Origin of the sequence: Kitasatospora sp. NPDC085879 (assembly GCF_040686255.1) — a bacterium.
Taxonomy (GTDB): domain Bacteria; phylum Actinomycetota; class Actinomycetes; order Streptomycetales; family Streptomycetaceae; genus Kitasatospora.
The window spans coordinates 14,799-38,168 of record NZ_JBFBJZ010000070.1 but is presented as its reverse complement, the minus strand read 5'-3'; the positions used below and the strand labels follow the sequence as shown (position 1 = coordinate 38,168).

The window sequence follows — 23,370 nt, the reverse complement described above, 5'->3', positions numbered from 1 at the left end:
CCTCCGCGGCCACCCCCCCACCATCGGGGGGGGGTCCCCCCCCGCAATCACCCCGCTCGCACCCCCCCCCGCCCCCCCCCCCCGCCCCCCCCGCGCCCCCCCCCCCCCCGCGCCGCGGCCGCACGCGCTCAGCGCCCCCACACCTCGCGGACCCGCCCGGCGATCCGGCGGCCCTGGGCGAGGCCGGCCGCGGCGGCGGGTGTCCGGACGGCCGGGTCCAGCGGATTGACGCCGAAGGCCGCCGCGGACTCCTCGTCCGGGGTCACCGCCAGCACCCCCGCACCGCGGCCCTCCAGCTCCGCGACCTGGGCAGTCAGCGCCTCGTCCGGCAGCGGGGCCAGCACCAGTACCCGGGCGCCCGTGGCGAGATCGGCGTTGACCGAGCTGCGGACACCGCCGTCCACGTACCGCGAACCGCCGAGCGTCACCGGCGGCCAGATCCCGGGGACGGCGCAACTGGCCGCCACCGCGTCCACCAGACCCACCCCGGCCGCCCGGTCGAAGAGTTCGACCTCGGCCGTGTCGGCGTCCACCGCCACCAGGGTGAGCGGCCGGGCCGGCCACTCGTGGTGCGGCAGGCGCGCCGCGACCACCTCACGGCGGGCCGCCTCGGGCACCGTCTCCGCGGCCAGCGCCAAGTCGCAGACCGCCCGGCGGAGTTCGACCGGGTCGACGGACTCCTCGACGAGCTTGCCCCAAGCCGCGGTCAGCGCCGCCACTGTGGCCGGGTCGGGCGTCAACTCGGCGTTCTGCAGCGCCGCTTCGCTCTGCCGGCGGTACAGTTCGGCCAACGGCAGACCGCTCGCCAACTGGCCTGCCACGGTGGCGCCCGCCGACGTTCCCACCACATGGTCCGCCGTGGCCGCCACCGCGACGCCCTCGGCCTCGAAGCCCGCCAACAACCCGGTCAGCCACGCGATCCCCGCCAGCCCGCCACCACCGAGCACCAGCGACCTCTGGTCCGTCATCCCCGCCTCCTCGCCGTCGGAGCGGGGCGTGGATGCCGCGCTCCATGGGTGCCAACGGGTCGGGGTGGGTGGGGTGTTCCGGCGGGGAACATGCAGCGGGGCGCAGCGGACGGTGTCCGTTGCGCCCCGGGTGCGGGTGCGGGCTCAGGCGGCGGTGGACCAGCGGCCGGTGGGGCGGGGAAGCCCGTAGTGGTCGCGGAGGGTGCGGCCGGTGTAGCCCTCGCGGAAGAGGCCACGCTTGCGGAGGATCGGCAGGACCTGCTCGACGAAGACGGTGAGGCCGTCGGGCAGGATCGGCGGCATCACGTTGAAGCCGTCGGCGGCGCCCCGGGTGAACCAGGTCTCGATGTGGTCGGCGATCTGCTCGGGGGTGCCGACGGCGACCTGGTGGCCGCGGCCGCCGCCGAGTCGGCCGATCAGCTGCCGCAGGGTCAGCCCGTCGCGTTCGGCGAGGTCGCGGACGAGTTCGAAGCGGCTCTTGGCGCCGTTGATCTCGGTGACCGGCGGCAGCGGGGGCAGCGGGGCGTCCAGCGGGTGGTCGGTGAGGTCGACGCCGAGGACCCCGGAGAGCACGGAGACGGCGCGGGCGGGGCTGATCAGGGCGTCGAGTTCCTCGTCGAGCCGGCGGGCCTCGGCCTCGGTGGAGCCGATCACGGGCACCACGCCGGGAAGGATCTTGATCTGCTGCGGGTCGCGGCCGGCGGTGGCGGCCTGCCGCTTGAGGTCGGCGTAGAAGGACCGGCCCTCCTCCAGGGTCTGCTGCGCGGTGAACACGGCCTCGGCCCAGCGGGCGGCGAAGGCGCGGCCGCTGCCGGAGGAGCCGGCCTGGACGAGCAGCGGGTGGCCCTGCGGGCTGCGCGGGATGTTGAGCGGGCCGCGGACGCGGAAGTGCGGGCCGGCGTGGTCGATCTCGTGCACCCGGTCGGGGTCGGCGAAGGAGCCGGTGGCACGGTCGAGGAGGAGCGCGCCGTCCTCCCAGCTGTCCCAGAGTGCGGTGACGACGTCGAGGAACTCGTCGGCGCGTTCGTAGCGGACGGCGTGCTCGGTGTTGGCGCTGCGCCCGAAGTTCTGGGCGGCGCGGTCGCCGGCCGAGGTGACGATGTTCCAGCCGGCCCGGCCGCGGCTGATGTGGTCGAGCGAGGCGAACTGCCGGGCGAGGTTGTAGGGCTCGGAGAAGCCGGTGGAGACGGTGCCGATGAGGCCGATCCGCTCGGTGACGACGGCGAGCGCGGTGAGCAGGGTGAACGGTTCGAAGTGGCTGATCAGGCCCCATCCGCCGTCCGATCGGGCCTCGACACCGTCGGCGAGGAAGACCGAGTCGAAGGAGGCGGCCTCGGCCTGCCGGGCGAGGTTCTGGAAGTGGCCGATGTCGGCGGCCTGCGCCGGGTCGGTCCGGGGGTGGCGCCAGGCGGCCTCGTGGTGGCCGACGCCCATGAGGAAGAGGTTGAAGTGCAGCTGGCGGTCGTTCTCGGGCATGGCGGAGGGCTCCGGCTGGGAGGAGGGGACGAGGGGTCCCTGCCATCCTCGGGTCGGCCCCGCGGGTGGACAACGATTCGTCGGCCCGGCGGAATTAATCCGCCGTTGACGGCCTGTTCGCAGTGGTCGGGGCGGTGGCGTCGGCAGTAAGCCCGGGCGGGTGGCGGCGGTCAGGAGGCCCGGGCGGTGCGCAGCTCCATCGGCCGCCGGTACGCGCTGTCGAGGACCCCGGCGCCGGCGGCGACGGCCAGCAGGTCCAGTCCGAAGGAGCCTGCGGTGACCAGCTGGCCGGGTTCGGGCCGGGCGTGCGCGAGCACCTGCCGGTGGAGGACCTCCGCGAGGTGCGGGGAGACGGCGAGCCCGGCCTCGCTGACGACGAGCACCTCCGGGTTGAGGACGTCGAGCAGCAGCGCGGCGGCGGGCGCGATCAGCCGCAGCCGCTCCTCGAAGAGCTCCAGGACGGGGCGGTGGCCGGCGGCGGCGCGGGTCAGCAGCAGGTCGAGGTCGGGCTGGGGGACGACGCCGAGCCGGTGGGCGCGGCGGACCAGGGCGCGGTCGGAGACGGTGGCCTGGAGGCAGCCGGTGCGGCCGCAGGGGCAGGGCTCGGTGGAGCCGGGCACCGGCAGGTGGCCGATGTCGCCGGCCCGGGAGCGCCGGCCCTGCAGGACGCCGCCGCCGGTGGCGATGGCGGCGTCGACGACGTTGCCGACGAAGAGCTGGACGAGTTCGGTGGCGTCCCGGCCGGCGCCGAAGAGCAGTTCGGCCCGGGCGAGGGCGCGGGCGTGGCTGTCGACGTGCACGGGCAGCCGGGTCACCCCGGAGAGCAGCTCGCGGACCGGGACGTCGTGCCAGCCGAGCGGGGCGTGCTCGACGACGACGCCGCGCTCGGAGTCGACCCAGCCGCCGGTGACCACGCCGACGCCGAGCAGGGACCGCCCGGCGGCGCGGCGGGCGGTGAAGGAGGGCAGGTGGGTGCGGATGGTGCGGAGCACGGCGGCGGCGTCGCCGTGCCGGGGGAGGCGTTCGTGGGCGACGACCCGGCCGCGCAGGTCGAGCAGGGCGAAGGTGAGCCAGGGCACGCCGATGTGGACGCCGCAGGCGAGGTGGTGGCGGGTGTCGATGTCGAGCGGCAGCCGGGGTCGGCCGGCCCGGGGCGGGCCGTCGGGTGGCGGAAGTTCGCGCAGCAGGCCGAGGGCGATGAGGTCGGCGGTGTGGCGGGAGACGGCGGCGGCGCTGAGTCCGGTGGTCCGGCCGACCGCGGGGCGGGTCAGCGCGCCGCGCGCCAGGACGCTGCGCAGCACCGCGCCCGCGCCGCCGCCCTCGGCGGGCTGCGGGGCTCGGCCGAACGCGGGGGAGGCGACCAGGGAGAGCATGCGGTCGATGGTCGCAGCGGGGTGTTGCGCGGGCGTGGCAGCGGCGTGAAGCGGTGCGTGCGGTGGCGGCGTGAAGGTGCGCGGGCCGGTGCGCGGGGGCGGTGTGCGGCCCGCGGGGCGGCGCTGCGGCCCGGCGGGCGTCGGGGCGTGCGACGGCCGCGCGGGTGTGACCTGCGGCCCTGCCACCGAGGCCCTGCCAACCGGTAGCCTTTCCGACATGAGTGGTGACATTCGCAGCGACCAGCCGCAGGGGCGCTTCCGACGCATGCTGAACCGGCTGACCTCCTCCACCGAGGAGTTGGAGGCCGAGGAGCTGCGCCAGGACACCGCCGAGTCGGGGTGCACCCCGATCGCCAGCTGCGGGGACCGCGAGGTGGTCACCGTGGCCGGGACGCTGCGCACAGTGACGATCCGCCCGCGGGCGGGCGTGCCGGCCCTGGAGGCCGAACTCTTCGACGGCAGCGACGCGCTGGACGTGGTCTGGCTCGGCCGCCGCTCGATCGTGGGCATAGAACCGGGCCGGCGGCTCATCGCCTCCGGTCGGATCAGCCATGCACGCGGGCGCCGCGTGCTGTTCAACCCCCGCTACGAGCTGCGTCCGGTTGGACACGGGAGCGAATCAGCGTGAGCAACCTTCCCGGCGGCGAGTCCGCCGCCCGCACCGCCGGCCTGCCGACCGGGTTCGAGCCGGCCGTGGCGCACGATCCGGCACCGGAGACCGAGCAGGAGGCGGCCGCACGTGAGGCCGCCGCGTCCAAGGAGGCCGCCGACACGGTGATCAAGGCCTTCGGCGGCGTCCGCGGCATGATCGACATGACGCTGCCTGGCCTGGTCTTCATCGTGGCCTTCAACCTGACCCACCAGGTCGCCACCGCGGCCTGGTCGGCGCTCGGTCTGAGCGCGCTGTTCGTGGTGGTCCGGCTGGCGAAGCGGGAGACGATCCAGCACGCGTTCAGCGGCGTGTTCGGTGTCGCGATCGGCGCCTGGATCTCGATGAAGACCGGCAAGGCGGAGAACTTCTACCTGCCGGGCCTGCTGTACAACGTGGGCTACTGCGTGGCGCTGGCCGTCTCGGCGCTGGTGCGCTGGCCGCTGATCGGTGTGATGCTCGGCCCGATCACCGGCGAGATGTTCACCTGGCGCAACCAGAACCCGGGGCGGCTCGCCGCGTACACCAAGGCGACCTGGGCCTGGGTGGCGATCATGGGCATCAAGCCGGTGATCCTCTTCCCGCTGTACTTCACCGGGAACGTCAACCTGCTGGGCTGGCTGAAGGTCGCGCTCGGCATCCCGCCGATGCTGCTGGCGATGTACGTGACCTGGCAGATCCTGCTGAAGGCGCCGCCGCCGATCAAGGCGCAGACGGACACGGAGTGACGAGAAGGGGCCGTACCCGCCGGGTACGGCCCCTTCTCCGTGCGCCGGGGGCTGCTACTGGGCGCCGGAGCCCGCCGACAGCAGGCCCTCCAGCTCCTCCTCGCGCTCCTGGGCGGCCACGAACAGCAGCTCGTCGCCGGCCTCCAGGGTGTCGTCCTTGCCCGGCACCAGCACCCGGCCCTCGCGGATGATCGTCACCAGGGCGGTGTCCACCGGCCACGGCACGTCGGCGACCCGGGTGCCGACCAGCTCGGTGTCCGCGGCGAGGGTCAGCTCGACCAGGTTGGCGTTGCCCTGGCTGAAGCGCATCAGCCGGACGAGGTCGCCGACGCTGACGGCCTCCTCGACCAGCGCCGACATCAGGCGCGGGGTGGAGACGGCGACGTCCACGCCCCAGGACTCGTTGAAGAGCCACTCGTTCTTCGGGTTGTTGACCCGGGCGACCACCCGCGGCACGCCGTACTCGGTCTTCGCGAGCAGCGAGACGACCAGGTTGACCTTGTCGTCGCCGGTCGCGGCGATCACCACGTGGCAGCGCTGCAGGGCGGCCTCGTCCAGCGAGGTGATCTCGCAGGCGTCGGCCAGCAGCCACTCGGCCATCGGCACCCGCTCGACCGAGATCGAGTTCGGGTTCTTGTCGATCAGGAGGACGTCGTGGCCGTTCTCCAGCAGCTCGCCCGCGATCGAGCGGCCGACCGCACCGGCCCCGGCAATGGCGACTCGCATCAGTGACCACCCTCCTCGGGGCCCTTTGCGAACGCGGCCTCGACCGCGTCCAGCTCGCTCCGGCGCAGGGTCACGTGCAGCAGGTCGCCCTCCTGGACGACCATCTGCGGCGCGGGCAGCACGCCCTCGCCGAGCCGGGTGAGGAACGCCACCCGCACTCCGGCGGCCTCCTCCAGCACGCTCAGCTTGTGCCCGACCCAGCTCGGCGCGTACGCGACCTCGGCGAGCTGGATGCTGCCGCTCGGGTCCTGCCAGAGCGGCTCGGCACCGCTCGGCAGCAGCCGGCGCAGCATCTGGTCGGCCGTCCAGCGGACGGTGGCGACGGTCGGGATGCCCAGGCGCTGGTAGACCTCGGCGCGGCGGGGGTCGTAGATCCGGGCGGCGACGTTCTCGACGCCGAAGTTCTCGCGGGCGACCCGGGCGGCGATGATGTTGGAGTTGTCACCGCTGGAGACGGCGGCGAAGGCGCCCGCCTCCTCGATGCCCGCCTCGCGCAGGGTGTCCTGGTCGAAGCCGACGCCGGTCACCCTCCGGCCGTTGAACCCGGCGCCGAGACGGCGGAACGCCGTCGGGTCCTGGTCCACCACGGCCACCGAGTGACCTTGTTTCTCCAGGGCTCTCGCGAGGGCCGAGCCCACGCGTCCGCAGCCCATGATGACGATGTGCACGGGACGCTACCTCACCCGGTCCGTTGGGGTCATGACCTGCGCAAACACCGCTCATCATCCTTCCGCACCCCCGCATGTGGGGGGTGAATCGTCGTCGGCGCCTTCGACCATGGCGCACCGGGCAAACAGGGTGTTGCCCGCAAACTCTTCATCCGACACGCTAGCCGGTCCACCGAACACAGTCTCGACGGAGGGGGCACCGGTCGTCGGACCATGTATCGGCAGCCCCTACGATTCCTTGATGTGCCTATGCCTGCCGATCTCCCGAAACGCATCCTGATCGGGCGAGCGCTCCGCAGCGACAAGCTGGGGGAGACGCTCCTGCCCAAGCGGATCGCGCTGCCCGTGTTCGCCTCGGACGCGCTGTCCTCCGTCGCCTACGCCCCCGAGGAGATCCTCCTCACGCTGTCAGTCGCCGGGGCCTCGGCGATCCACTTCTCGTGGCAGATCGGCGTCGTCGTCGCCATCGTGATGCTCGCGGTGGTCGCCTCGTACCGGCAGAACGTGCACGCCTATCCCAGCGGCGGCGGCGACTACGAGGTCGCCACCGTCAACCACGGCCCCAACTCCGGCCTGGTCGTGGCGAGCGCCCTGCTCGTCGACTACGTGCTCACCGTGGCCGTGTCCACCACCTCGGGCGTCGCCAACGTCGTCTCCGCGGTGCCCGCGCTGCGCGGCCACGAACTGCCGCTGTCGATCATCGTGGTCATCCTGCTCATGGGCATGAACCTGCGCGGCGTCCGCGAGTCCGGCAGCGCCTTCGCCGTCCCCACCTACGCCTTCATGATCGGCGTGATGGGCATGGTGGCCTGGGGTGCGATCCGCTCCGCCCTCGGCCAGACGATGAACGCCGAGAGCGCCGGCTTCCACCTGGAGGCCACGCCCGGCAACGGCTCGCTGGCCGGCTTCGCGATGGTCTTCCTCCTGCTGAGAGCCTTCTCCTCCGGCTGTGCCGCGCTCACCGGTGTCGAGGCGATCTCCAACGGCGTCCCGGCCTTCCGCAAGCCGAAGAGCAAGAACGCCGCCACCACCCTGCTGATGATGGCCTCCGTCGCCGTCGTGATGTTCATGGGCATCATCTGGCTGGCCCGCCTCACCCACGTGCAGATGGCCGAGGACCCGGCCCAGCAGCTCGTCGGCGCCGCCCCCGACTACCACCAGAAGACCGCGCTGGCCCAGATCAGCGAGGCCGTGTTCTCCAACTTCACGCCCGGCTTCTACTTCGTCGCCGCCGTGACCGGCCTGATCCTGGTGCTCGCCGCCAACACCGCCTTCAACGGCTTCCCGGTGCTCGGCTCGATCCTCGCCCAGGACCGCTACCTGCCCCGCCAGCTGCACACCCGCGGCGACCGCCTGGCCTTCTCCAACGGCATCATCCTGCTGGCCGGTGTGGCGATCCTCTTCATCATCGCCTTCGACGCCGACCCGACCCGGCTGATCCAGCTCTACATCGTCGGCGTCTTCGTCTCCTTCAACATGAGCCAGTCCGGCATGATCCGGCACTGGACCCGCCTGCTGCGCACCGAGACCGACCCGAAGAAGCGCTCGCACATGCAGCGCAGCCGGGCGATCAACACCTTCGGCCTGGTGATGACCATGGCCGTGCTCATCGTCGTCCTCGCCACCAAGATCAGCCACGCCTGGATCGCCATCGCGACCATGGTCGTGCTCTTCGTGATGATGAAGGCGATCCGCAGCCACTACGAGCGGGTCTCCGCCGAGCTGGTCGCCGCCGAGGAGCCCGAGGACGTCGCCCCGCCCACCCGGGTGCACGCCATCGTCCTGGTCTCCAAGCTGCACAAGCCCGCGCTGCGCGCCCTCGCGTACGCCCGGCTGGCGCGCGCGCACACCCTGGAGGCCGTCACCGTCAACGTGGACCCGGCCGACACCGAGGCGCTGCGCCAGGACTGGGACGCCCGCGGCATCGACGTCCCGCTGAAGGTCCTCGACTCGCCGTTCCGCGAGATCACCGGCCCCGTCCTCGACTACGTCAAGAACCTGCGCCGCAACAGCCCGCGCGACGTCGTCTCCGTCTACATCCCGGAGTACGTGGTCGGCCACTGGTACGAGCACCTGCTGCACAACCAGAGCGCGCTGCGCCTCAAGGGTCGACTGCTGTTCAAGCCCGGCGTGATGGTGACGTCCGTACCCTGGCAGTTGGAGTCCTCCGAGCGGCGCAAGCCGCAGAAGGCCTGGTCCGCCCCCGGCGCCGTGCGCCGCGGCGAGCCCCGCCACCAGGGCAACCGGCCCTTCGAGACCTCCGACACCACCCGGACCGGCAGCAAGGACGGATCATCGTGACCCGCAACAACCCGCCCCGCTCGGGCGGCTCCGCAGGCCGCTCCGGCCGCTCCGGCGGCCGCCCGGGCCAGGTGGCCCACCCCCGTTGGAGCAACCGGTCCGCGCGTCCGGCGGCCACCGACCGCGAGGGCTACACCGCCCAGACCGCACCCCTGGCCCCGCGCGAGGAGGCGCCCGCGGCGGACGAGCAGACCACCGCGCAGGGCCGCGGTACGGGCAGGAAGGACGAGCGTCCGCGCAAGCAGGCCGTCAATCCGCCGAAGGCGCTGCGCACCGGCGGGCCGCAGGCGAAGGCCGCCAAGCCCAAGTCGGCCGCCAAGTCGGCCGCCCCGAAGTCGGCCCCGAAGTCGAGCCGGCCGAAGGCCGTGCAGCCGAAGGTGCCGAGCGGTGATCCGCTGGTCGGCGAGCGGTACGAGGTCGAGGTCGGCCCGGTCGCGCACGGCGGCGGCCACTGCGTCGCCCGCTACGAGGGCCGGGTGCTGTTCGTCCGGCACACCCTGCCCGGCGAGCGGGTGATCGCCGAGGTCACCGAGGGCACCACCACGTCCCGCTTCCTGCGGGCCGACGCGGTGGAGGTCTTGGAGCCCGCGAAGGAGCGCATCGCCGCGCCCTGCCCGTTCTCCGGCCCCGGCAAGTGCGGCGGCTGCGACTGGCAGCACGTCACGCCCGGCGGCCAGCGCAAGCTGAAGTCGCAGGTGCTCACCGAGCAGCTCGCCAAGCTCGCCGGCCTCACCCCGGCCGAGGCCGGCTGGGACGGCTCGGTGGAGCCGGTCGGCGGCAAGCTCCCGGCGGGCGAGGTGCCCGCCTGGCGTACCCGCGTGCAGTACACCGTCGACCCGGAGACCGGGCGGGCCGGGCTGCGCAAGCACCGCTCGCACGACGTCCAGCCGGTCGACCGCTGCCTGATCGCCGCCGAGGGCGTCACCGAACTCGGCATCGAGTCCCGGGAGTGGCAGGGCGTGGCCGCCATCGAGGCGATCGCCGCGACCGGCTCCTCCGACCGCCAGGTCATCCTGCGGCCCCGCCCGGGCGAGCAGCTGCCGCTGGTCGAGCTCGACCGGCCGGTGTCCATCTCCCGGGTGGACGAGCAGGAGCTCTTCCACCGGGTGCACGGCCGGACCTTCGTCCGCGAGCGGGCGGCCGGCCGCACCTGGCGGGTCTCCGAGGGCGGCTTCTGGCAGATCCACCCGCAGGCGCCGGACACCCTGGTCGACGCGGTGCTGGAGGGCCTCGACCCGCAGTGGGGCGAGATGGCCCTCGACCTGTACTGCGGCGTCGGCCTCTTCGCCGGCGCGCTCGCGGACCGGGTCGGCGAGGACGGCGCGGTGCTCGGCATCGAGTCGTCCAAGCAGTCCGTGGCCGACGCCCGGCACAACCTGGCCGCGCTGGAGAACGTCCGGATCGAGTGCGACCGGGTGGAGACCCTGCTGCCGCGCACCGGCATCACCGCCACCGACCTGATCGTGCTCGACCCGCCGCGGGCCGGCGCCGGCCGCGAGACCGTCGCGCACCTGGTCGGCCTGGAGGCCCGCCGGATCGCGTACGTGGCCTGCGACCCGGCCGCGCTCGCCCGCGACCTGGCGTTCTTCCGCGAGGGCGGCTACCGGCCGGTCTCGCTGCGGGCCTTCGACCTGTTCCCGATGACCCATCACTTCGAGTGCGTGGCCATCCTGGAGCCCACCGGCGAGGGCTCGGGCGCGGGCTTCGGCGCTGGCTTCGGCGAGGACGGGTAACCGCCTTCGCGGTCTGCGGCACCGCTGCGATCGGCGGGCACGGGAGGAGACTCCGGTGCCCGCCGATCGGCGTTCCGGGGCTCGGGGCTCCCGTCGCGGGGCCGGAGGCGGGCCGGAGCCTCGCGTTCAGGGGCCGGAGGCGGGCCGGAGCCTCCGGTTCCGCGAAGGCATGGCGGGAATTCGCCGTACAGGTATGTGCGGCCCGCCGGCCACCCGGTGGACGGTCGGAGGCCGGCTGCCGTTCGCCCGGGGGCGGTCGGCGCAGGTCTCGGGCGCTGCCGGGCGGTGCCGGCGGATCGGCCTGCCGGGCTGGTTTCCGGTGGGGCGTGAACGGACATCTGAGGGGAGCGGGTACGGCGAGGAGGCCGGATTGCGCCCTTGCTGTGCTAGCACCCCAGCGCTAGCTTGAATTCATGGCCAAGAAACAACTCAACGTCCGGGTGGACGCAACCACCGCCGAGATGGCCCGGGAACGGGCCGAGCAGCAGGGGATCAGCATGAACCAGTACATCGAACGGCTCGTCCAGCAGGACATGGGCGAGGCCGGACGCCTCTTCGTGGACACCGCGGCCCAGTTCATGAAGGAGTACGAGACGGCCTTCCTGGCCGAGTTCGCCGAGCCGGGCGCCCAGGATGTGCGCCGTTGAAGCTCGAGGTCGACCTCTCGTGGCTGCTCATGACCGCTGAGCAGTACACCCCGGGAGACCCCCAGGTCACCGACTACGGGTCGCTGCTGGCCGCGGTCGCCCGGCACCAGGCCGAGATCTTCGACATCGCCGTCTACCCCGAACCGCACGACCGGGCCGCGGCCCTGATGCACCAGCTGATCCGCATCCCCTCGCTGGAGCGGAACAACGAGCTGTTCGCCACCGCCGTCGCCTACGCCTATCTGGTCGCCAGCGGCTGCAGCGTCGCCACCACCGCGCGCGAGGTCCGCAGCCTCGCCCGCGCGATCCGCGAGGGCAAGATCGGGGTCGCCGGGGTCGCCGAACGGCTCTCCGCATGGGTCGTCGACGAGCCCGAGGAGGAAGAGGTCGGCGGGGACGACGACGAGGACGAGACCGACTGACTCGTTAGGCTTGGGGCCCACCCCCGAGCCCGACGAGGAACGCCACGTTGCTGCAGGACATCGAGCCCCACCTGGCCTGCCCGCACTGCGCGCAGCACCTCGCCCTCGACGGCCGTACCCTGCGCTGCCCCGCCGGGCACAGCTTCGACCAGGCCCGGCAGGGCTACGTCAGCCTGCTCCCCGGCGACGCGCACACCGGCACCGGCGACACCGCGGAGATGGTCGCCGCCCGCAGCGACTTCCTCGCCGCCGGACACTACCTGCCCGTCGCCGAGGCACTCGCCGACGCCGCCGCGGCCGCACTCGGGACGGCCTCCGACGGACCGGCCTCCGACGGGCCGGCCTCCGACGGGCCGCTCTCCGACAGGCTGGTCGTCGACCTCGGCGCCGGGACCGGCCACTACCTGGCGCACGTCCTCGACCGCCTCGACGGCCCGGCCGGCGCCGCCCTGGACATCTCCAAGTACGCGCTCCGCCGCGCCGCCAAGGCGCACCCCCGGATCGGCGCCGTGGTCTGCGACGCCTGGCGCCCACTGCCGCTGCTGGACGGCTGCGCCGACCTCGTCCTCAACGTCTTCGCACCCCGCAACGGACCGGAGATCCGCCGGGTGCTGCGTCCCGGCGGCCGCCTGCTGCTGGTCGCGCCCACCTCCCGCCACCTGCGCGAACTCGTCTCCGGCCTCGGTCTGCTGTCGGTGGACGAGGAGAAGGAGCGCCGGATCGACGAGAAGCTCAGCCCCTGGCTGCGGCTGGTCGACCGCACCGAGGTGGAGTTCACCCTCCGCCTCCCGCACACCGCCGCCGCCGCGGTCGTCGGCATGGGCCCCAACGCCTGGCACACCGCGCCGGACCGGCTCGCCGCCGCGCTCGCCGCCCTGCCGGAGCCGGTCGAGGTCACCGGGTCCGTCCGGCTGGCCGTCTACGACTGACGCGGCGTTCCCGCTCCCTCGCGAGCCGAACGGGCCGAACGGGCCGACGTCGGCTTCGCGGTCCGGGTGGGCCGTTCCGCCGCGCCGCGTGGACCCGCCGAGGAGGCGATGGCGGCGGTGTGCGAATGCTGAGCCGTTCGTGTGAACCGGCCCGAGCAGGGACGTTTCGTCTGGCGCTGTGGCCGCTAAGGTCCCCCGGGTGACCAGCGAAGCCGCCGCTCCCGCCGCCCCGATCGCCCGTCCCACCCGCCGTCCCGCGGTCGAGGAACTCCGGCTGACCTCCTTCAAGTCCTACCGGCGCACCACCCTGCCGCTCTCCGGCCTGACCGTCCTGCACGGCCCGTCCGGCGTCGGCAAGTCGAACGCGCTGGACGCCCTCGCGGTACTCTCCAGGCTCGCCATCGGCGAGGAGATCACCCCCTCGCTGGACGGCGTCGGCGGCACCGTCGGGCCGCTCGCCGGACCGGTGCGCGGCGGCCTGTCGGGCTGCGTTCCGCACGGCCGCAACGCCATCATTCTCGGCTGCACCGTCCGCTCCTGTGCCGGGCCGATCCGGCTGGAGCTGGTCGTCCGCACCGACGGCCGCGTCCGGGTGGCCAGGGAGTGGCTGACCCTCGCCGGCGAGACCCTGGTGGAGACCGGCGAACAGGACATCGCCCAGGGCCGCGTCAACGTCACCTGGCACAACGACACCCGACAGGGCGACATCCGGGCGCCCTTCCCCAGCGACAGCCTGATCACCGCTCAGATCCCCCTCCGGGTCGCCGGCTCCTCGCCCGGCGAGCGCAAGGTGCTCGCCGCCGCCGAACAGCTGCTCACCGCCCTGCGCGAGGTCTTCCCGCTGCACCCCGTACCCGCCGCCATGCGCAGCTGGACCAGGCCCGAACCGCAGGCCCGGCTGGTCGGCACCGCGTCCAACATCTCCGCCGTGCTCGCCCGCCTGGAGAACGAGTGCAGCCGCCGCTACGGGCGCCTCCTCAAGGCCGTCCAGGCCGCCGCCCCGCACCCGCTGCTCGGACTGGAGGTCGCCCGCCGCGGCGACGACGCCCAGCAGCGGCTGATGGCCGTCTTCGACGAGGGCGTGCTCGGCCGGACCGGCGCCGACCAGGCCTCCGACGGCATGCTGCGGCTGCTCGCCTTCGCCGCGGTGCTGCTCACCGGGGCCGGGGTGTTGGACGTCGACGCGGCGGCCGAGGTGCCGTCCGCACACCGGCAGCTGACCGTCCTGGCCGAGGACCTGGGGGCCGGGCTCGGCACCGAGCAGGTCGCCTCGCTGCTGCGGGTCGCCCGCGAGGTGTGCGACAAGGGGGACGTCCGGCTGCTGGCCGCGCTCCAGGAGCCGGCCGCCGCCGCGGAGGTGGAGGGCCTGGACCTCGTCGAGTGCCGCCGCGACCCCGCCACCGGCCACAGCGTGCTCGTCCTGCCGGACCGGCCCCGGGTCCCGCAGCAGGGCGGGCGGGGTGCCGTCGATGCGGTAGACCTGGGGGCGTGAGCGACGACACCCACCGCCCCGAGCCGCACCACCCCGTCTCCGGCCGGTCTGATTCCGACCGGCCTGGGTCCGACCTGCCTGGGTCCGCCTCCGCCGCTTCCGACCGGCCTGCGTCCGCCTCTGCCGGCGGCGGGGCGGCGGCGGAGGATTCGCTGGTGCGGCTGAGCCGGCGGCTCGGCGAGTTCGCGGCGGCACGGAGCTGGCAGCCGTACCACACGCCGAAGAACCTGGCGGCGGCGCTCAGCGTGGAGGCCGCCGAGCTGCTGGAGATCTTCCAGTGGCTGACGCCCGAGCAGGCGGACGCCGTGATGGCCGACCCGGAGCGCGCCCACCGGGTCCGGGACGAGGTCGCCGACGTGCTGGCCTACCTGCTGCAGTTCTGCACCGTGGTCGGTGTGGATCCGGAGGAGGCACTGGCCGCCAAGATCGAACGGAACGAGAAGCGCTTCCCTGCGCCGGCTCCGACCTCGACACCCGACCAGGATCAGTCGGACGATCAGACCGGCTGAGCCGGTTCCGAGGGGGATTCCTCCCTCGTAGGGGTGAGTCCGGTTGTCCACAGGGGCGGGTTGTCCACAGGTTCACGGCCGGGATCCGCGGAGGGCGGGGGAGGCCAGCACGCTTGCGTCGTGACACACCGTCGGCAACGGCGGTCCGATGCGAGCGAGGGGAGCGGCGTCATGGACGCGCTGCGACTGATCAAGACGACCCGGCACGCGCTGGCCGAGGCCAGGACGGCCCAGGGCGTGCTGCTGGAGGCCCGTCAGGCCGGCCTGCTCACCGAGGCCGTCGGCGCCCGGATCGCCGAGCAGGACTCCGGTGAGATCGGCGCCCTCGGCCAGCTGCTCTGCGACACGGGAGCGCACGCGGCGGGTTGCCTCGACGAGCAGCCGGCCGCCTGCGAAACCCTCGACACATCCGACCCGCCCGGCCCGGACTGGACCGCCGGCCGCGCCCACCGCCTGGACGAACTCGGCGACCTCGACCCCGTGCTGTGCGAACTCTGCTTCCTGCTCCACGAGGTGGCCGAGGCACTCGTCGTGCTCGCCTGCGGAGCCGAGGCGGAGAGCGTCTACTGGCGCTGCATCGACGGCGTGGACGCGGGCGCCGACTGCAAGGAGGTGGCGGCCGATCTGCTGCGCGCCGTCCGCCGCGAGAACGGCCTCCCGCCGCCGGATGAGGACGGTCCGGAGTACCTGGACGGAGGCCTCTTCGACCCGTCGGCGGACGACGTGCCCGACCCGCCGCCCGGACACCTCCCGGCCCGATCGACGGCCGGGCAAACGGTCGGGGCAGCGGCCGGGCCGGGCGTGGACCTGGCCGGCCCGGCGGAGCACCCGGGAGCGCTGTCCGTCCGCCTCGCGCCGCCGGTCGGTGCGGCCGCCGGGTCGGTGGGTCAGCCGTGAGCGTCCGGCATGGACGCCTCGTCGTCCGGCGCATCGGCCCGGGCCACGGACGAGCGCAGATCGATGCCGAGCCCGGCCAGGCTGGCACTCACGGTCGCCAGCAACTCCTCCATCTGCTGCAGCAGGTCCTTGGGCGCCTCGGCCGCGGACACGTCCTGCGCGAAGTTCTGGGACGCCAGGGCGGATGCCTCGCCGCTCGGCTCGGACTGGGGGTCGGACATGGGGGTGCCCTTCCAACTCGGTGGTGCGGAGCGCGCCGTCCGATACCGGCGCCGCCCGTCCAACGACCCCCGCCCGCAGGCGGTCACCTGGGACCACTCGTTGAGGTCCAAGAGTGCCGCGGGGTCAGCCCACCGGGTGAGCGCGGCTTGCGGCCCGGGTCGGGCCTCGGCTAGGGCCGCCCCCTGCAGCCTCCGAGGCTCGACGGCGGCCGCCCCGGAACGGCAGCGGGCCCGGGCACGTACCAAGAGGTACGCCGCCCGGGCCCGCCCGGAGCACAGGAGATCAGTTGTGCGCGTGCAGCTCCGCGTTCAGGCCACCCCACGAGCCGGACCGGGCGATGACCTCGACCGCGCCGCTCTGCGAGTTGCGGCGGAACAGCAGGTTGTCCTGGCCGGAGAGCTCGACCGCCTTGGCGATCTTGCCGTCCGGGGTGGTCACCCGGGTGCCGGCGGTCACGTAGAGACCGGCCTCCACGACACAGTCGTTGCCCAGCGCGATGCCGATGCCGGCGTTGGCGCCGAGCAGGCAGCGCTCGCCGACCGACACGACCTGCTTGCCGCCGCCGGACAGCGTGCCCATGATCGAGGCGCCGCCGCCGATGTCGCTGTGGTCGCCGACCACGACACCGGCGCTGATCCGGCCCTCCACCATCGAGGTGCCCAGGGTGCCCGCGTTGAAGTTGACGAAGCCCTCGTGCATCACCGTGGTGCCCTCGGCGAGGTGTGCACCGAGCCGGACGCGGTCCGCGTGGGCGATCCGCACGCCCGTCGGGGCGACGTAGTCGGTCATCCGCGGGAACTTGTCCACGCCGTACACGGCCAGCTGACCGCCCTGCGCGCGCACGCCCAGGCGGGCCTGCTCCACGTTCGCCACCGGCACCGGGCCGATGCTCGTCCAGGCGACGTTGGCGAGCAGACCGAAGATGCCCTCCAGGTTCTGCCCGTGCGGCTTGACCAGACGGTGGCTCAGCAGGTGCAGACGCAGGTAGGCGTCGTGCGCGTCGAGCGGCTTGTCGTCGAGGGAGGAGATCGTGGTGCGCACGGCGACGACCTCGACGCCGCGGCGGGCGTCGGTGCGCAGCGCCTCGGCGGCGCCGGCACCGAGCCCGGCCTCGGCCTGCTCGGCGGTCAGCCGCACGGTGCCCGCCGGGCCGGGCTCGGCCGTCAGCTCGGGCGCGGGGAACCAGGTGTCCAGGACGGTGCCGTCGGCGGCGATCGTCGCCAGGCCGACCGCGACGGCGCCGCGGGCGAGGGAGGAGGTTTCAGCAGTCACATCGTGCACGTTAACGAATCGGGGGTGGCCGTGCCGAACGCGCTCACCGTGCGGACATCGCGGCCGGCTCCCCGAGCACCCCCGCCGGGCCCACCAGCGGCCCCGATCCGCGGCCCGCCCCGACCCAACGACGTAGCCCGATCCGCGGTCCGAGCAGGGCCAAAACCCGGTGACCGGCCGATCATCCGTCCGCAATACTCGACCGGGTGTTCATCTCGATCTCCACCACGGCCACAGCCGATCGTCCGGCGACCGACCTGGGCTTTCTGCTGCACAAACACCCGGAGAAGGTGCAGCGCTTCTCCACCTCGCACGGTGTGGCGCACGTCTTCTACCCGGAAGCCACCGAGCAGGTCTGCACGGCGGCGCTGCTGCTCGACATCGACCCCGTGGCGCTGGTGCGCCAGGGCCGCGGTCGTGGCCGCGCCGGCTCGCCCGACCTCGCCCTCGCCCAGTACGTGAACGACCGGCCCTACGCCGCGTCCTCACTCCTGGCGGTCGCGCTGCGGGCGGTGTTCCGGTCGGCGATGAAGGGCGCCTGCGAGAAGCTCCCCGGCCGGGCCGAGCTGCCCATGCCGCTGCGCATCTCGCTCCCCGCGGTGCCCGCGACCGGCGGTGGCGAGGGTGGCCCGGGGATGGTGCGGCGGCTCTTCGAACCGCTCGGCTGGCAGGTCGAGGCCACGGCGATCCCGCTGGACGAGGCCTTCCCCGAGTGGGGCGAGTCCCGCTACGTCCGGGTGGAGCTGACCGGTGAACTGCGACTGGCCGATGCGCTCCAGCAGCTGTACGTGCTGCTGCCGGTGCTCGACGGTGCCAAGCACTACTGGGTGGCGCCCGACGAGGTCGACAAGCTGCTCGCCGCCGGCGAGGGCTGGCTGGGCGGCCACCCGGAGCTCGCCGTGATCACCCGCCGCTACCTGGCCCGCCGCTGGTCGCTGACCCGGCTCGCGATGGAGCGGCTGGCGCTGGCCAGACTCGCCGAGGCCGACGACCGCGAGGCCGAGGAGCTGGACAACGCCGTCGACGACGACCCGGACGCCGCGGACGAAACCCCGGACAGCACCACCCCGGACGCGAACGCCGACGTTGCAAGGGCCACCACTCCTCCGCACACCACTCCTCCGCACACCACTCCTCCGCACACCACTCCACCGGACACCACAGCACCGGACACCACAGCACCGGACACCACAGCTCCGGACACCGACGGCAGGCCGGTCCCGCTCGCGGTCCAGCGGCGCGCCGCCATCCTGGCCGCGCTGGCCGAGACCGGCGCCGCCCGGGTGCTCGACCTCGGCTGCGGCCAGGGCGAGCTCGTCGGTGAACTGCTCAAGGACATCAGGGTCACGGAGGTGCTCGGCGTGGACGTCTCCTCCCGCGCGCTGGCCGCGGCCGCCCGCCGGCTGCGGCTCGACCGGATGACCGAGCGCCAGGCCGCCCGGGTACGCCTGGTTCAGGGTGCGCTCACCTACACCGACGCCCGGCTCAAGGGCTACGACGCCGCCGTCCTGTCCGAGGTGATCGAGCACCTCGACCTGCCCAGGCTGCCCGCCCTCGAGTACGCGGTGTTCGGCGCGGCCCGTCCGCAGACCGTCGTCGTCACCACCCCGAACGTCGAGTACAACGTCCGCTGGGAGACCCTCCCGGCCGGCCACGTCCGACACTCGGACCACCGGTTCGAGTGGAGCCGCGCCGAGTTCGCCGACTGGGCCGAGCGGGTCGCCCGCACCTACGGCTACACGGTCGCCCTGCGGCCCGTCGGCCCGGTCGACGAGGAGGTCGGCGCGCCGACCCAGCTCGCCCTGTTCCGCGCGGGCAACCCCGACAATGCCCCTGAGAGGAGCGTGACCCGATGACCTCCGATGCCCGGCCCACCGGCGGCCGTCCCGACGACGACCTGCCCACCGGCGCAGCAGCCGCCGAGACTGCCGACCCGGCCGCCGCCGAGGCCGCCGAGGCCGCGCAGCCCACCCGCAGACTCCCCGTCACCGACGTGTCCCTGGTGGTCCTGATCGGCACCAGTGGCTCCGGCAAGTCCACCTTCGCGCGCCGGCACTTCCTGCCCACCCAGGTCGTCTCCTCCGACTACTGCCGCGGTCTCGTCGCCGACGACGAGAACGACCAGTCGGCCTCCACCGACGCCTTCGAGGTGCTCCACTACATCGTCGGCAAGCGGCTCGCGGCCGGCCGGCTCACCGTCGTCGACGCGACCAATGTGCAGCCGGAGTCCCGCAAGGCGCTGGTCAGGATCGCCCGCGAGTACGATGTGCTGCCCATCGCGATCGTGCTGGACGTGCCGACCGGCGTCTGCGCCGAGCGCAACAGCACCCGTCCCGACCGGCAGCTGCCCGCACACGTCCTGCCGCGCCAGCAGCGCGAGCTGCGCCGCTCGATCAAGGGCCTGGAGCGCGAGGGCTTCCGCAAGGTGCACATCCTGCGCGGCGAGGCGGAGGTGGCGGCCGCCGAGGTCGTCCCCGAGAAGCGCTTCAACGACCTGCGGCACCTCACCGGCCCGTTCGACATCGTCGGCGACATCCACGGCTGCCGCTCGGAGCTGGAGACGCTGCTGGTCCGCCTCGGCTACCGGATCGCCCGTGACGACCGGGGCCGGGCCGTGGACGCCGTCCACCCCGAGGGCCGCACCGCCGTGTTCGTCGGCGACCTGGTCGACCGCGGTCCGGACACCCCGGGCGTCCTGCGCCTGGTGATGGGCATGGTCGCGGCCGGCCACGCCCTCTGCGTGCCGGGCAACCACGAGAACAAGCTCGGCCGGTACATGGACGGCCGCAAGGTCACCGTCTCGTACGGCCTGCAGGAGTCGATCGACCAGCTCGCCGCCGAGCCGGAGGAGTTCCTGGCCGAGGTCAGGGCCTTCATGCGCGGCCTGGTCAGCCACTACCTGCTGGACGGCGGCGCCCTGGTGGTCTGCCACGCCGGCCTGCCCGAGAAGTACCACGGCCGCAACTCCGGCCGGGTCCGCTCGCACGCCCTCTACGGCGACACCACCGGCGAGACCGACGAGTACGGTCTGCCGGTCCGCTACCCGTGGGCCGAGGAGTACCGCGGCAAGGCACTGGTCGTCTACGGCCACACCCCGACGCCCACGGCGAGCTTCGTCAACAACACCATCTGCCTGGACACCGGCTGCGTCTTCGGTGGCGACCTCACCGCCCTGCGCTACCCGGAGCGCGAGATCGTCACCGTCCCGGCCGAGCAGGAGTGGTACGCCCCCGTGCGTCCGCTGCACACCGACGCGCCCGGCGGCCGCGAGGGCCGTCCGCTGGACCTCGCCGACGTGGCCGGTCGGCGGATCGTCGAGACGGCGCACCACGGCCGGGTCTCCGTCCGTGAGGAGAACGCCGCCGCGGCGCTGGAGGTGATGAGCCGCTTCGCGCTCGACCCCCGGCTGCTGGCCTACCTGCCGCCGACCATGGCGCCGTCCGCGACCTCCCGCCGAGACGGCTACCTGGAGCACCCGGAGGAGGCCTTCTTCTCCTACCGCCACGACGGTGTGCAGCAGGTGGTCTGCGAGGAGAAGCACATGGGCTCCCGCGCGGTCGTCCTGGTCGCCCGGGACGAGGCGGCGCTGGAGAAGAAGTTCGGCCTCGACGGCCCCGGTGCGATCTGGACACGCACCGGCCGGGCCTTCCTCAGCGACGAGGAGCTGACCGGTGCCGTCCTCGCCCGGGTGCGGGCGGCCGCCGAGCGGGCCGGCCTGTTCGACGAGCTGGCCACCGGATGGCTGCTCCTGGACGCCGAGCTGATGCCGTGGTCGCTGAAGGCCGCCGATCTGCTGCGCCGCCAGTACGCGGCGGTCGGCGCGGCCGCAGGCGCCGCCCTTCCGCGGGTGCTCGAAGCCCTCGACCTTGCCGCCGAGCGCGGTCTGGACGTGGCCGACCTGACGGCCCGGCAGCGCCGGCGCGCGCAGGACGCGGAGGCCTTCACCGCGGCCTACCGGCGCTACTGCTGGCCGACCGAAGGCCTCAGCGGCATCCGGCTGGCCCCGTTCCAGGTGCTCGCCGCCGAGGGGGCGAACCTCGCGGTGCTGCCGCACGACCGGCACCTCGCCTGGATCGACCGGCTGGTCGACGCCGACGACCCGGCCGAGCCGATCCTCCGGCGGACCGGCAGGCTCGTCGTCGACACCACGGACGAGGCCTCCGTCGCCGCCGGCATCGCCTGGTGGGAGGAGCTCACCGAGGCGGGCGGCGAGGGCATGGTGGTCAAGCCGCTGGCCTCGCTCGTCCGTGAGGCCGGCGGGCGCCTGGTGCAGCCCGGTGTGAAGGTCCGGGGCCGGGAGTACCTGCGGATCATCTACGGCCCCGACTACACCCAGTACCTGGACCAGCTGCGGCAGCGCTTCCTCGGGCACAAGCGCTCGCTGGCGCTGCGCGAGTACGCGCTCGGCCTGGAGGCGCTCGACCGGCTGGCCGCCGGCGAGCCGCTCTGGCGGGTGCACGAGCCGGTGTTCGCGGTGCTGGCCCTGGAGTCGGAGCCGGTCGACCCGCGGCTGTGAGCTGCCCGTGCGCGCCCCCGCCGTCCCCGTGACGCCGCCCCGGCCCGCCCCCGCGCCTCCCGCGGGGGCGGGCCGGGGCGTCCGCGTCACACCCCACTGCTGCATAGAAATTCCGAGGGTCGTATACACTTCCCGTCTCACCATCGAATGAACCAGGATGACCCAGGAGCCCGGCATGGCGTTCAACCTCCGGAACAGGCACTTCCTCAAGGAGCTCGACTTCACTCCCCAGGAGTTCCGCTTCCTGGTGGACCTCGCCGCCCAACTGAAGGCCGCCAAGTACGCCGGCACCGAGCAGCCCCGGCTGCGCGGCAAGAACATCGCCCTGATCTTCGAGAAGACGTCCACCCGCACCCGCTGCGCCTTCGAGGTGGCCGCCCACGACCAGGGCGCCTCCACCACCTACCTCGACCCGGCGGGTTCCCAGATCGGCCACAAGGAGTCCATCCGCGACTCGGCCCGGGTGCTCGGCCGGATGTTCGACGGCATCGAGTACCGCGGCCACGGCCAGGAGATCGTCGAGGAGCTGGCCGCGCACGCCGGTGTCCCGGTGTGGAACGGGCTGACCGACGAGTGGCACCCGACCCAGATGCTCGCGGACGTCCTCACCGTCCGCGAGCACTGCGTCAAGCCGCTCGGCGAGGTCGCCCTCGCCTACCTCGGCGACGCCCGCAACAACATGGGCAACTCGCTGCTCGTCACCGGCGCGCTGCTCGGCATGGACGTGCGCATCGTGGCCCCGCGGCAGCTCTGGCCGGCCGACGACGTGCAGAAGGCCGCCCAGGAGCTCGCCGCCACCACCGGGGCCCGGATCACCGTCACCGAGTCGGTGGCGGAGGGCGTGGCCGGTGCCGACTTCCTCTACACCGACGTCTGGGTCTCGATGGGCGAGCCCAAGGAGGTGTGGGCCGAGCGGATCGCCCTGCTGAAGCCGTACCAGGTCTCCATGGACACCGTCCGCGCGACCGGCAACCCCGCCGTCAAGTTCCTGCACTGCCTGCCCGCGTACCACGACCTCGGCACCGAGATCGGTCGCCAGATGTACGAGGAGACCGGGATGACGGAGCTGGAGTGCACGGACGAGCTCTTCGAGTCGGCGCACTCGGTGGTCTTCGACCAGGCGGAGAACCGGCTGCACACCATCAAGGCGGTGCTGGTCGCCACGCTCGGTTCCTGAAGCAGGCTTCTGAGCTGGATTCCTGAGACGGGTTCCCGGGTCGGCTCACGGGCCCGACTCCCGGGCCCGGCTCGCGCGGCGCCCAGTCGCCGGTCAGAAGTCGACGTTCACGCACGCCACCCGGGTGCCCGCAGTTCGGGCGCCCTCGGCGTGCACGGTGTGCAGCACCAGTGACCGTGCCCCGCCGGGCCGGAACCGCCAGCCCACCCGGGTCCGCGCCGCTGCGTCCCCCTGCGCGTCGGTGCGCAGCGCCAGCCGGACCTCGTTGCGGTCGTTGGCGTAGGCGGGGTCGGTCGAGGGCTGCACCGGGTCCGCGGTGTCCTGGTAGTGCGGGCCGGAGGCAGCCGGGTCCGCCGCGCAGCGGCCGGTGTGCACGTGGGCGGCCAGCTCCGTGGCGGGCGCCACCCCGGTGAGCTCCACCACGACCGTCGTCCCGCCGGCGTCCCGGGCCTCGGTGACCCGGATGTGGGAGCCGTAGGGCACCACGTCCGGCGCGTGGCTGGTCGCCACCGGCGGGACGAAGGCGGTGGCCGGGTCGAAGTCCGCCGACACGACCGTGCCGGGCCCGGCGAACGCGGGCAGCAGCAGGAGTGCGGGCAGCGCGGTAGTGAACGGGACGGGCATCGGCGCACCTCTCGACGGGCCGCGGCGGACGGGCACCGGGC

General features: G+C 73.6%; 21 protein-coding genes. 13 read left to right on the top strand and 8 right to left on the bottom strand.

The features are described 5' to 3' along the window. Positions 1-128: 128 nt before the first annotated feature. From AB0P35_RS34815 to AB0P35_RS34805, 3 genes are all read right to left on the bottom strand, one after another. Positions 129-968, bottom strand: a complete 840-nt coding sequence (locus AB0P35_RS34815) for a patatin-like phospholipase family protein (protein ID WP_363518921.1) — start codon at positions 966-968, stop codon at positions 129-131. Positions 969-1,112: 144 nt separating this feature from the next. Further along, positions 1,113-2,444, bottom strand: coding sequence for an LLM class flavin-dependent oxidoreductase (locus AB0P35_RS34810; protein ID WP_363518918.1), 1,332 nt, complete (start codon positions 2,442-2,444; stop codon positions 1,113-1,115). Between the two features lie 170 nt (positions 2,445-2,614). Next, positions 2,615-3,817 (bottom strand): ROK family protein, encoded by a 1,203-nt coding sequence (locus AB0P35_RS34805; protein WP_363518915.1) that lies wholly within the window; start codon positions 3,815-3,817, stop codon positions 2,615-2,617. 217 nt (positions 3,818-4,034) lie between these two features. On the opposite strand from AB0P35_RS34805, the gene AB0P35_RS34800 reads away from it, so the two are divergent. Continuing rightward, positions 4,035-4,445 carry an OB-fold nucleic acid binding domain-containing protein gene (locus AB0P35_RS34800; RefSeq protein WP_095875656.1) on the top strand — a complete coding sequence of 137 codons (411 nt, stop codon included), beginning with the start codon at positions 4,035-4,037 and terminating at the stop codon, positions 4,443-4,445. Further along, positions 4,442-5,194, top strand: a complete 753-nt coding sequence (locus AB0P35_RS34795) for a DUF3159 domain-containing protein (RefSeq protein WP_363518912.1) — start codon at positions 4,442-4,444, stop codon at positions 5,192-5,194. The genes AB0P35_RS34800 and AB0P35_RS34795 overlap by 4 nt, the downstream gene beginning before the upstream one ends. Before the next feature lie 54 nt (positions 5,195-5,248). Here the strand turns inward: AB0P35_RS34795 and AB0P35_RS34790 are convergent, their stop codons facing one another. Both AB0P35_RS34790 and AB0P35_RS34785 read right to left on the bottom strand, forming a co-directional pair. Further along, positions 5,249-5,920 (bottom strand): TrkA family potassium uptake protein, encoded by a 672-nt coding sequence (locus AB0P35_RS34790; protein ID WP_095874841.1) that lies wholly within the window; start codon positions 5,918-5,920, stop codon positions 5,249-5,251. Beyond that, entirely contained in the window at positions 5,920-6,588 is a 669-nt protein-coding gene (locus AB0P35_RS34785; RefSeq protein ID WP_095874842.1) for a TrkA family potassium uptake protein, read from the bottom strand. The genes AB0P35_RS34790 and AB0P35_RS34785 overlap by 1 nt, the downstream gene beginning before the upstream one ends. A gap of 249 nt (positions 6,589-6,837) precedes the next feature. Between AB0P35_RS34785 and AB0P35_RS34780 the strand changes: the two genes are divergently transcribed. From AB0P35_RS34780 to AB0P35_RS34745, 8 genes are all read left to right on the top strand, one after another. Further along, positions 6,838-8,889 (top strand): APC family permease, encoded by a 2,052-nt coding sequence (locus AB0P35_RS34780; protein WP_363518907.1) that lies wholly within the window; start codon positions 6,838-6,840, stop codon positions 8,887-8,889. 365 nt (positions 8,890-9,254) lie between these two features. Beyond that, positions 9,255-10,622, top strand: coding sequence for a class I SAM-dependent RNA methyltransferase (locus AB0P35_RS34775; RefSeq protein WP_363518928.1), 1,368 nt, complete (start codon positions 9,255-9,257; stop codon positions 10,620-10,622). Positions 10,623-11,035: 413 nt separating this feature from the next. Continuing rightward, positions 11,036-11,269, top strand: coding sequence for a toxin-antitoxin system HicB family antitoxin (locus AB0P35_RS34770; protein WP_095874844.1), 234 nt, complete (start codon positions 11,036-11,038; stop codon positions 11,267-11,269). Next, positions 11,266-11,691 (top strand): fic family toxin-antitoxin system, toxin component, encoded by a 426-nt coding sequence (locus AB0P35_RS34765; RefSeq protein WP_095874845.1) that lies wholly within the window; start codon positions 11,266-11,268, stop codon positions 11,689-11,691. Before AB0P35_RS34770 ends, AB0P35_RS34765 begins: the two co-directional genes overlap by 4 nt. Positions 11,692-11,738: 47 nt before the next feature. Then, positions 11,739-12,620 (top strand): putative RNA methyltransferase, encoded by an 882-nt coding sequence (locus AB0P35_RS34760; protein WP_363518903.1) that lies wholly within the window; start codon positions 11,739-11,741, stop codon positions 12,618-12,620. 199 nt (positions 12,621-12,819) lie between these two features. Continuing rightward, positions 12,820-14,112, top strand: a complete 1,293-nt coding sequence (locus tag AB0P35_RS34755; protein ID WP_363518900.1) for an ATP-binding protein — start codon at positions 12,820-12,822, stop codon at positions 14,110-14,112. Between the two features lie 152 nt (positions 14,113-14,264). After that, positions 14,265-14,621, top strand: coding sequence for a nucleotide pyrophosphohydrolase (locus AB0P35_RS34750; RefSeq protein WP_363518925.1), 357 nt, complete (start codon positions 14,265-14,267; stop codon positions 14,619-14,621). A 171-nt stretch (positions 14,622-14,792) separates the two neighbouring features. Beyond that, complete coding sequence (locus AB0P35_RS34745) at positions 14,793-15,518, top strand: DUF6099 family protein (protein ID WP_363518897.1); 726 nt, start codon at positions 14,793-14,795, stop codon at positions 15,516-15,518. On the opposite strand, the gene AB0P35_RS34740 is transcribed toward AB0P35_RS34745, so the two are convergent. Together AB0P35_RS34740 and dapD are read right to left on the bottom strand one after the other, a co-directional pair. Continuing rightward, entirely contained in the window at positions 15,509-15,739 is a 231-nt protein-coding gene (locus AB0P35_RS34740; RefSeq protein ID WP_363518894.1) for a hypothetical protein, read from the bottom strand. The two genes, AB0P35_RS34745 and AB0P35_RS34740, sit on opposite strands and share 10 nt — an antisense overlap. 283 nt (positions 15,740-16,022) lie before the next feature. After that, entirely contained in the window at positions 16,023-17,021 is a 999-nt protein-coding gene (gene dapD, locus AB0P35_RS34735) for a 2,3,4,5-tetrahydropyridine-2,6-dicarboxylate N-succinyltransferase (RefSeq protein ID WP_095874850.1), read from the bottom strand. A 197-nt stretch (positions 17,022-17,218) separates the two neighbouring features. On the opposite strand from dapD, the gene AB0P35_RS34730 reads away from it, so the two are divergent. The 3 genes from AB0P35_RS34730 to argF all read left to right on the top strand — a co-directional run bounded on the left by AB0P35_RS34730 (position 17,219) and on the right by argF (position 22,705). Then, entirely contained in the window at positions 17,219-18,868 is a 1,650-nt protein-coding gene (locus tag AB0P35_RS34730; protein WP_363518892.1) for a 3' terminal RNA ribose 2'-O-methyltransferase Hen1, read from the top strand. Further along, positions 18,865-21,528 carry a polynucleotide kinase-phosphatase gene (locus tag AB0P35_RS34725; protein WP_363518889.1) on the top strand — a complete coding sequence of 888 codons (2,664 nt, stop codon included), beginning with the start codon at positions 18,865-18,867 and terminating at the stop codon, positions 21,526-21,528. Before AB0P35_RS34730 ends, AB0P35_RS34725 begins: the two co-directional genes overlap by 4 nt. 175 nt (positions 21,529-21,703) lie before the next feature. Next, positions 21,704-22,705: an ornithine carbamoyltransferase gene (gene argF, locus AB0P35_RS34720; protein WP_363518886.1), complete on the top strand. Its 1,002-nt coding sequence runs from the start codon at positions 21,704-21,706 to the stop codon at positions 22,703-22,705. A gap of 93 nt (positions 22,706-22,798) precedes the next feature. On the opposite strand, the gene AB0P35_RS34715 is transcribed toward argF, so the two are convergent. Further along, a complete protein-coding gene (locus tag AB0P35_RS34715; RefSeq protein WP_363518883.1) occupies positions 22,799-23,329 on the bottom strand; it encodes a superoxide dismutase family protein in 531 nt (176 codons plus the stop codon). Positions 23,330-23,370: the final 41 nt, after the last annotated feature.